General features: G+C 71.4%; 7 protein-coding genes and 1 riboswitch. Of the genes, 4 read left to right on the top strand and 3 right to left on the bottom strand.

Annotated features, from left to right (window positions below):
- Positions 1-126 precede the first annotated feature (126 nt).
- Positions 127-1425, bottom strand: coding sequence for a serine hydroxymethyltransferase (gene glyA / locus ACFTXQ_RS36070; protein ID WP_382649767.1), 1299 nt, complete (start codon positions 1423-1425; stop codon positions 127-129).
- A gap of 35 nt (positions 1426-1460) precedes the next feature.
- A riboswitch (ZMP/ZTP riboswitch) is annotated at positions 1461-1551 on the bottom strand.
- 109 nt (positions 1552-1660) lie between these two features.
- Here glyA and rocD point away from each other — a divergent pair.
- The 3 genes from rocD to ACFTXQ_RS36085 all read left to right on the top strand — a co-directional run bounded on the left by rocD (position 1661) and on the right by ACFTXQ_RS36085 (position 4378).
- Entirely contained in the window at positions 1661-2866 is a 1206-nt protein-coding gene (rocD, locus tag ACFTXQ_RS36075) for an ornithine--oxo-acid transaminase (protein WP_382649770.1), read from the top strand.
- A gap of 325 nt (positions 2867-3191) precedes the next feature.
- Complete coding sequence (locus ACFTXQ_RS36080) at positions 3192-3881, top strand: hypothetical protein (RefSeq protein WP_382649773.1); 690 nt, start codon at positions 3192-3194, stop codon at positions 3879-3881.
- A complete protein-coding gene (locus ACFTXQ_RS36085) occupies positions 3869-4378 on the top strand; it encodes a hypothetical protein (RefSeq protein WP_382649776.1) in 510 nt (169 codons plus the stop codon). Before ACFTXQ_RS36080 ends, ACFTXQ_RS36085 begins: the two co-directional genes overlap by 13 nt.
- A 123-nt stretch (positions 4379-4501) precedes the next feature.
- On the opposite strand, the gene ACFTXQ_RS36090 is transcribed toward ACFTXQ_RS36085, so the two are convergent.
- Entirely contained in the window at positions 4502-5692 is a 1191-nt protein-coding gene (locus ACFTXQ_RS36090) for a glutathionylspermidine synthase family protein (RefSeq protein WP_382649779.1), read from the bottom strand.
- Between the two features lie 7 nt (positions 5693-5699).
- Positions 5700-6002 (bottom strand): hypothetical protein, encoded by a 303-nt coding sequence (locus ACFTXQ_RS36095; protein ID WP_382649782.1) that lies wholly within the window; start codon positions 6000-6002, stop codon positions 5700-5702.
- A 116-nt stretch (positions 6003-6118) separates the two neighbouring features.
- Between ACFTXQ_RS36095 and ACFTXQ_RS36100 the strand changes: the two genes are divergently transcribed.
- Positions 6119-6922 (top strand): hypothetical protein, encoded by an 804-nt coding sequence (locus tag ACFTXQ_RS36100; RefSeq protein ID WP_382649785.1) that lies wholly within the window; start codon positions 6119-6121, stop codon positions 6920-6922.
- Positions 6923-7297 lie beyond the last annotated feature (375 nt).

The following is a 7297-nucleotide window of genomic DNA, read 5'->3' on the forward strand; positions in this document are numbered from 1 at the left end:
GGGCTGGATTGCCCTCCGGGCAGTCCAGCCCCGCCGGCGTTTGAGGCGCCGCCGGAGGCGAATCGAGCCCCGCCGGCGTTTGAGGCGCGGGGTGCGGGGCGGAGCCCCGGGGCGCGGCGACGCAGGTCAGGACAGGGGGAGGCCCGGGGCCGGGAAGGCGGCCATCAGGGAGGCGACCTCCGCGCGGACGGCGGCAAGCGCCGGCTCGTCGGCCTTGGCGGCGGCGTCGACCGAGCGCGCGATCCAGTCCGCGACGAGCGGCATGTGCTCGACCGACAGGCCGCGGGACGTCAGCGACGGCGTACCGATCCGCACCCCCGAGGGATCGAACGGCTTGCGGGGGTCGAACGGCACCGTGTTGTAGTTCACCACGATGCCCGCGCGGTCCAGCGCCTTCGCCGCCACCTTGCCCGGCACGTCCCGCGAGGTCAGGTCCATCAGGATCAGGTGGTTGTCCGTACCGCCCGAGACCAGGTCGAAGCCCCGCGCCAGCAGGGCCTCCGCCAGGGCCTTGGCGTTCGCGACGACCCCGTGCGCGTACGAGACGAACGACGGCTGGGCCGCCTCGTGCAGGGCCACCGCGATGCCCGCCGTCGTCTGGTTGTGCGGGCCGCCCTGGAGGCCCGGGAAGACCGCCTTGTCGATGGCCTTCGCGTGCTCCTCCCGGCACATCAGCATGGCGCCGCGCGGACCGCGCAGCGTCTTGTGCGTGGTGGTGGAGATGACGTCCACGTGCCCCGCCGGGGACGGGTGCGCCCCGCCCGCGATCAGGCCCGCGATGTGCGCCACGTCCGCGACGAGGATCGAGCCCGCCTCCTCGGCGATCGACGCGAACGCCGCGAAGTCGATCGTGCGGGGCAGGGCCGTGCCGCCACAGAAGATGATCTTCGGGCGCTCGGCCAGGGCCAGGTCGCGGACCGCGTCGTAGTCGATCAGGCCATTCGTTTCAGGATCCGCAGTGGCCCGCACGCCGTACTGGACGCCCCGGAACCACGAGCCCGTCGCCGAGACGCCCCAGCCGTGGGTCAGGTGCCCGCCCATCGGCAGCGCCATGCCCATGACCGTGTCGCCCGGCTTCGCGAAGGCCAGGTACACCGCCAGGTTGGCCGGCGAGCCGGAGTACGGCTGCACGTTGGCGTGGTCCACGCCGAACAGGCCCTTGGCCCGCTCGACCGCCAGGGCCTCGACGCGGTCGATGTTCTGCTGGCCCTCGTAGTAGCGGCGGCCGGGGTAGCCCTCGCTGTACTTGTTCTGCAGGACCGTGCCGGAGGCCTCCAGCACGGCCGCGGACACGTAGTTCTCGCTCGGGATCAGGCGCAGGGTCTCCGCCTGGAGTACTTCCTCCGCCGCGACGAAGGACGCCAGTTCGGGGTCGGTCGCCCAAAGGGAAGGGTGGCTGTGGGCGGGATGGCGGCTCGCTGACATGGCGGGCTCCTCCGGGGTCGATGTGGATCGGTACCCCGCGAGGCCCAGGCGAGCGGCCCTGTATGCGGTAGTGCGCGCACGACTCCCCCGGAGTTCGTTCTCCGTACGCCAGTCGCCGTGCGTACCCGTCACCTTAGCGGGCGCGCCACGAGAAAGGTTTCTCCGTCCGGTATACGAGCGAGGATGGAAAGTGACGCCACCCTCGTCACAGGCCTGACGGACGATCGGAGACCCCGTGTCGACAACTGCTGATGCCATCCGTACCGCCGACGCGCACAGCGCGCACACCTACCACCCGCTGCCCGTGGTCGTCGCCTCCGCGGAGGGCGCGTGGATGACCGACGTGGAGGGCCGCCGCTACCTGGACATGCTCGCCGGCTATTCGGCGCTCAACTTCGGGCACGGCAACCGCCGCCTGATCGACGCGGCCAAGGCGCAGCTGGAACGGGTCACGCTGACCTCGCGCGCCTTCCACCACGACCGCTTCGCCGACTTCTGCACCGAACTCGCCGCGCTCTGCGGCAAGGAGATGGTGCTGCCCATGAACACGGGCGCGGAGGCGGTGGAGACGGCCGTGAAGACCGCCCGCAAGTGGGGCTACGAGGTGAAGGGCGTTCCGGACGGGCACGCCAAGATCGTGGTCGCCGCCGACAACTTCCACGGGCGGACGACGACCATCGTCTCCTTCTCCACGGACCACGAGTCGCGCGACCACTTCGGCCCGTACACGCCGGGCTTCGAGATCGTCCCGTACGGGGACCTCACCGCGCTCGCCCACGCGGTCACCGAGAACACCGTCGCCGTGCTGCTGGAGCCGATCCAGGGCGAGGCGGGGGTCCTGGTGCCGCCCGCCGGGTACCTGAGGGGCGTACGGGAGCTCACGCGCGAGCGGAACGTGCTCTTCATGGCCGACGAGATCCAGTCGGGGCTCGGGCGGACCGGCCGGACCTTCGCGTGCGAGCACGAGGAGGTCGTCCCGGACGTGTACATCCTCGGCAAGGCGCTCGGCGGCGGCGTCGTCCCGGTGTCGGCGGTCGTCGCCGACACGGACGTGCTCGGGGTGTTCCGGCCGGGCGAGCACGGTTCCACCTTCGGCGGCAACCCGCTCGCCTGCGCGGTCGCCCTGGAGGTCATCGCGATGCTGCGGACCGGCGAGTACCAGCAGCGGGCCGCCGAACTCGGCGACCACCTGCACCGGGAGCTGGGCCTGCTGGTCGGCGCGGGCGCGGTGACCGCCGTACGGGGGCGGGGGCTGTGGGCGGGCGTGGACATCGACCCCGCGCACGGGACGGGCCGGGAGATCTCCGAGAAGCTGATGGAGCGCGGGGTACTGGCGAAGGACACGCACGGCTCGACGATCCGGCTGGCCCCGCCCCTGGTGATCTCCAAGGAAGACCTGGACTGGGGGCTGGACCAGCTCAGGGCCGTGCTCTCCGCGTAGGTTGCGGCCGCGGCCTGGCGGCGACGGCGGGCTTCCCGGTCCGTCCCGGCCAGGCCGCACTGCGAAAGCCTTCGCCCGAGTTGTATGCATTCCGGTTTCAGGAATCAACGATATGTAGAATCGGAATAATTACTTCCAGGCGGAAGTCCGAATTCCACGCGAGGGCACACTTCGGGCATCGCGACATCAATGCGCAAACGTCGACCCGGCAACCTCAGATATACCTCAGGACTCCTCCCTTCCCCTATTTCTCCCCTCCCCGGCAGGCATAGCGTTCTTCTTGCCGGCCGGACCGAGCCGGACGAAAAAAGGGGGAACTGAAAAAATGCGTATCAATGTCAGGCGAGGTCCCCTCGTCGCCGCCATCGCGCTCGCTGCCGTGACCGGCATGGCCGCACCCGCGAGCGCCTACGCCGCACAGTCCGCTCCCGCGGCGGTGGCGGAGGAGGACCCCACTCCCGCCGACGGAGAGGTGAACACGGCCCCGCCCTCCGCGCCGGAGGAGACCGACCTGGGAACCCCCGTGGACCCCGACCCGGAGCCGTGGGTCCCCAGCAAGCCCGGCACCGACACCACCGAGGGCGAGTACTGCGGCCCGACCCAGCGCATCTACATCCCCACCAGCAAGGGGACCACGTACCACGCCGGTGTCGGCCCGACGAATTCGAACTACAACGGCACCTCCCGCACCGTCCGCTCGACCTTCACGTCCGAGGTCACCGGCGAGGTCGGCGTCTCCGTCACCGCGGGCCTGGCCACCAGCGTCGACGTGATGATCGCCAAGATCGAGGCCAAGTACGACGTCAACCTCTCCGCCAAGCTGACGGCCAAGCTCGGCAACAGCGTCTCGGTCGACACCCCGCCGAAGAAGACCACCAACGCCAAGTACGGCGTCTACCGGCTCAAGAACACCGGCACCAGCTACACGGCCTACAGCAACTGCACCACCAGCGCCAAGAAGACCGTCACCAGCTACACCCCGCTCAAGGTCGGCTGGTACCTGTGGGAAGGCTGATCCTCCCTCCGGCGGGCGGGCCGCGGCGCACCGCGCCCGGCCTGCTCGCCGGGCTGGCCCTGCTCCTCGGGGCCAGCGCATGCACCCAGGCCCCGGGCGATGCGCACACGCCGGCGGCGGCGCGACCGACACCGTCGGCCACCGCCCCGGCGGCGAAGCTCAGGGCGGAACACATCGACGGCGAGAGCGTTTCACAGGCCCCCAAGCCTCTCGACGGGACGGCTCTGATCAGTGAGGCGGACCGCAGCGGCAATGCCACGCTCCCGATCAAGGGGAAGGTGGCCGAAGGGCGACTGGCCATCCAGGTCACGTGCCAGGGTGAGGGCACGCTCACCGTCTCCCTGACTCCGGGGAGCCTGCAGTTCCCGCTGACCTGCCTCGACCGCGAAACCAGCAGCACGTACAACGAGATTCATCTCAAGCAGGCTCGCGACGGGGCCGCAGTACAGGTCGCTGCGCCCGCCGGTGTCCGGTGGGCCATCACCGTCGAACAGTGAGAAATGGCCTGTCAACACTTTTTCACATGCCGACCATACGAGCCCCGCTGCTTTTCTTTTCGGCTGGCTCTTCGGTGCGTATTGTTTTCAACATTCCGCAGCCGCGGTTTCGCGGCGGCCGGCCTAGAGAATGACGTGCGGCAGGAAGCGGGCGTACTCGTCCGTGACCGGCCCCGCCGATTCGCGGATGCCGAGCCCCGCCGCCTCGTCCTCGACGACCCACGCGCCGAGCACCACCCGGTTGCCGTCGAAGTCGGGCAGCGGGGCCAGGCCCTGGAAGCAGTACCGCTCGTCCTCCTGCGCCACGAACGGCTCGCCGCCCGGTTCATGGAGGGTGACCCCCGCGCCCTCGCGGCCCAGCAGCGGCTTCGCGACGTAGCCGCCCTCCTCCGCCAGCTCGCGCGGACCGTCGAGGTAGGCCGGCAGCAGGTTCGGGTGCTCCGGGAAGAGCTCCCACAGGATCGCCAGCAGCGCCTTGTTGGACAGCAGCATCTTCCACAGCGGCTCGATCCAGCAGGTGGTGCCGGAGCCGCCGCCGTGGTCGTAGGTGCCGAGGACCTGCGGGCCGAACTCGTCGGTGGCCAGCCACTCCCACGGGTAGAGCTTGAAGCAGCCGCGGATGAAACGGAGCCGGTCGTCGACGAACCGGCCCGACAGGCTGTCCCAGCCGATCTGCTCGACGGACAGGGCGTGGGTCTCGATGCCGGCCTGCTCGGCGGTCTCCTGGAGGTAGGCGACCGTCATCAGGTCCTCGCCGAGCTCGTCGGTCTCGGAGTGCGCGAAGTGCAGCGGGCCGGGCGGCAGCAGCTCGGCCTGCCGGCGCCAGGCGTCGACGAGGCGCTCGTGGAGGGAGTTCCACTGGTCGGCGCCGGGGAAGCGCTCCTCCATCCAGAACCACTGGGGGCTGGCCGCCTCCACGAGGGAGGTGGGGGTGTCGGCGTTGTACTCCAGCATCTTGGCCGGGCTGCCGGTGCCGTCGTAGCGCAGGTCGAAACGGCCGTAGAGGGAGGGCTGTTCGGCGCGGCGGCGCCAGGACTCGGCGATCAGCGCGGCCAGCTTCGGGTCGGTGATGCCGAGGTCCGCGAAGCGGTCGTGTTCGACGATGTGCGCGGCCGCGGCCAGGCACATGGCGTGCAGTTCCTCGACGACGTCCTCCAGGGCCTCGACCTCGGGGAGGGAGAAGGAGTAGTACGCGCTCTCGTCCCAGTAGGGGCGCAGGGAGTCGTCGGGGTAGCGGGTGAGGGGGTAGATCAGGCCCTGCTCCTCGACGGTCTTCTGCCAGTCGGGGCGGGGCTCGATGGTGTGCCGCTGCATGGTGGGATCAGCCGCCGCTGGAGCCGGAGCTGGAGTGGCCGCCGATGCCGCCGCGGGTGACGGCGGACTTGTCGAAGCTGCCGCCGGAGACCTTGCCGCTCCTGACGGTGCCGCCGTAGTACCAGGAGCCGCGGCCGCCGCTCTTGCAGTCCTTGCTGTTGAGGTGGTCCAGCGTGGAGCGGGAGGCGCAGCGCTTGTCGGGCTCGTCGCTGCTGCCGCAGGCCACGAGCGTGGCCGCGAGCAGGCCCATGCCGCCGAGGGCCACCGCGCCGGAGCGCATCCGGCGCTGGTTGGTGCTGCTGCTGTCCATGTCTGCTGCTCCCCCTGGGGCCTCGCGTACTGCCGACAGACTAGAGCGGGGCCACCGGCCGATGGAATCCGGCCGTCGCGGGATCCGTGACCTAGAGTCAGTTCGTGCTGATTGGGATGATTTGCGCGCTGGGCGCGGCGGTCTGCTTCGGTACGGCGTCCGTTCTGCAGGCGGTCGCGGCGCGGGCGGCGGAGCCGGGGACGGGGTCCGGGGTGGATCCGGCGCTGCTGCTGCGGGCCGCACGGCAGTGGCGGTACGTGGCGGGGCTCGGGCTGGACGCGGTCGGCTTCGTGCTCCAGATCATCGCGCTGCGCCACATCCCGATCTACGCGGTGGGGGCCGCGCTGGCCGCGAGCCTGGCCGTGACGGCGGTGGTGGCGGCCAGGCTGTTGCGGGTGCGGCTGTCGGGGGTGGAGTGGGGTGCGGTGGGGGTGGTGTGCGCGGGGCTGCTGATGCTGGGGCTGGCGTCCGGGGAGGAGGGCTCGGGGAAGGGCTCCCTCGCCCTGAAGCTGGGGCTGCTGGGGGTGGCGGTGCTGGTGCTGCTGGTGGGCGCGGTGGCGGGGCGGCTCCCGGACCGGTCGCGGGCGCTGGTCCTCGGCTTCGCGGCGGGGACGGGCTTCGGGGTGGTGGAGGTGGCCGTGCGGCTGCTCGACTCCGTGTGGGACGTACGGAATCCCGCGCTGTACGCGCTGCTGCTGGGCGGAGGTGCGGCGTTCCTGCTCCTCACCTCGGCGTTGCAGCGGGGCTCGGTGACGGCGGCGACGGCGGGCCTGGTGCTGGGCGAGACCATCGCCCCGGCGGTGGTCGGGGTCGCTTGGCTCGGCGACCGCACCCGCGACGGCCTGACCTGGCTGGCCGTGGCCGGCTTCGCCGTAGCCCTGGCCGGCTCCCTGGCCCTGGCCCGCTTCGGCGAACCGTAACCCCTGCGGGGACGCCCCCGGAACCTCGAGCACGGCCCCGCCACCGGGGCCGGCCCCCGGCCCCGCGCCTCAAACGCCGGCGAGGCTGGATCTGCTGCGTGCGGCACCGCTGCCGGGGGCCGGCCCCCGGACCCCCGCTCCTCAAACGCCGGAGGGGCTGGATGTGGTGCGGCGTGGCTGCGCCAGCGCGGCTCAAAGACCCGGGGCTCCGCCCCGGACCCCGCGCCTCAAACGCCGGCGAGGCTGAAATTGCCCTGCGGGCGCTTGGGCGGGCCAAATCCAGCCCCTCCGGCGTTTGAGGAGCGGGGTGCGGGGCGGAGCCCCGGTCTTTGAGGCGCACCTGCGCACATGGGCGGGCAAACTCAGCCCCTCCGG

The organism is Streptomyces sp. NPDC057010, from assembly GCF_042673805.1.
In the GTDB taxonomy this organism is placed as follows: Bacteria; Actinomycetota; Actinomycetes; order Streptomycetales; family Streptomycetaceae; genus Streptomyces.

Bases quoted from the DNA above. Each gene is read 5' to 3' on its own strand.
- ACFTXQ_RS36100 (WP_382649785.1), top strand. From the start codon at position 6,119: ATGATTTGCGCGCTGGGCGCGGCGGTCTGCTTCGGTACGGCGTCCGTT.
- ACFTXQ_RS36080 (WP_382649773.1), top strand. From the start codon at position 3,192: ATGCGTATCAATGTCAGGCGAGGTCCCCTCGTCGCCGCCATCGCGCTC.
- ACFTXQ_RS36090 (WP_382649779.1), bottom strand. From the start codon at position 5,692: ATGCAGCGGCACACCATCGAGCCCCGCCCCGACTGGCAGAAGACCGTC.
- glyA (WP_382649767.1), bottom strand. From the start codon at position 1,425: ATGTCAGCGAGCCGCCATCCCGCCCACAGCCACCCTTCCCTTTGGGCG.
- ACFTXQ_RS36095 (WP_382649782.1), bottom strand. From the start codon at position 6,002: ATGGACAGCAGCAGCACCAACCAGCGCCGGATGCGCTCCGGCGCGGTG.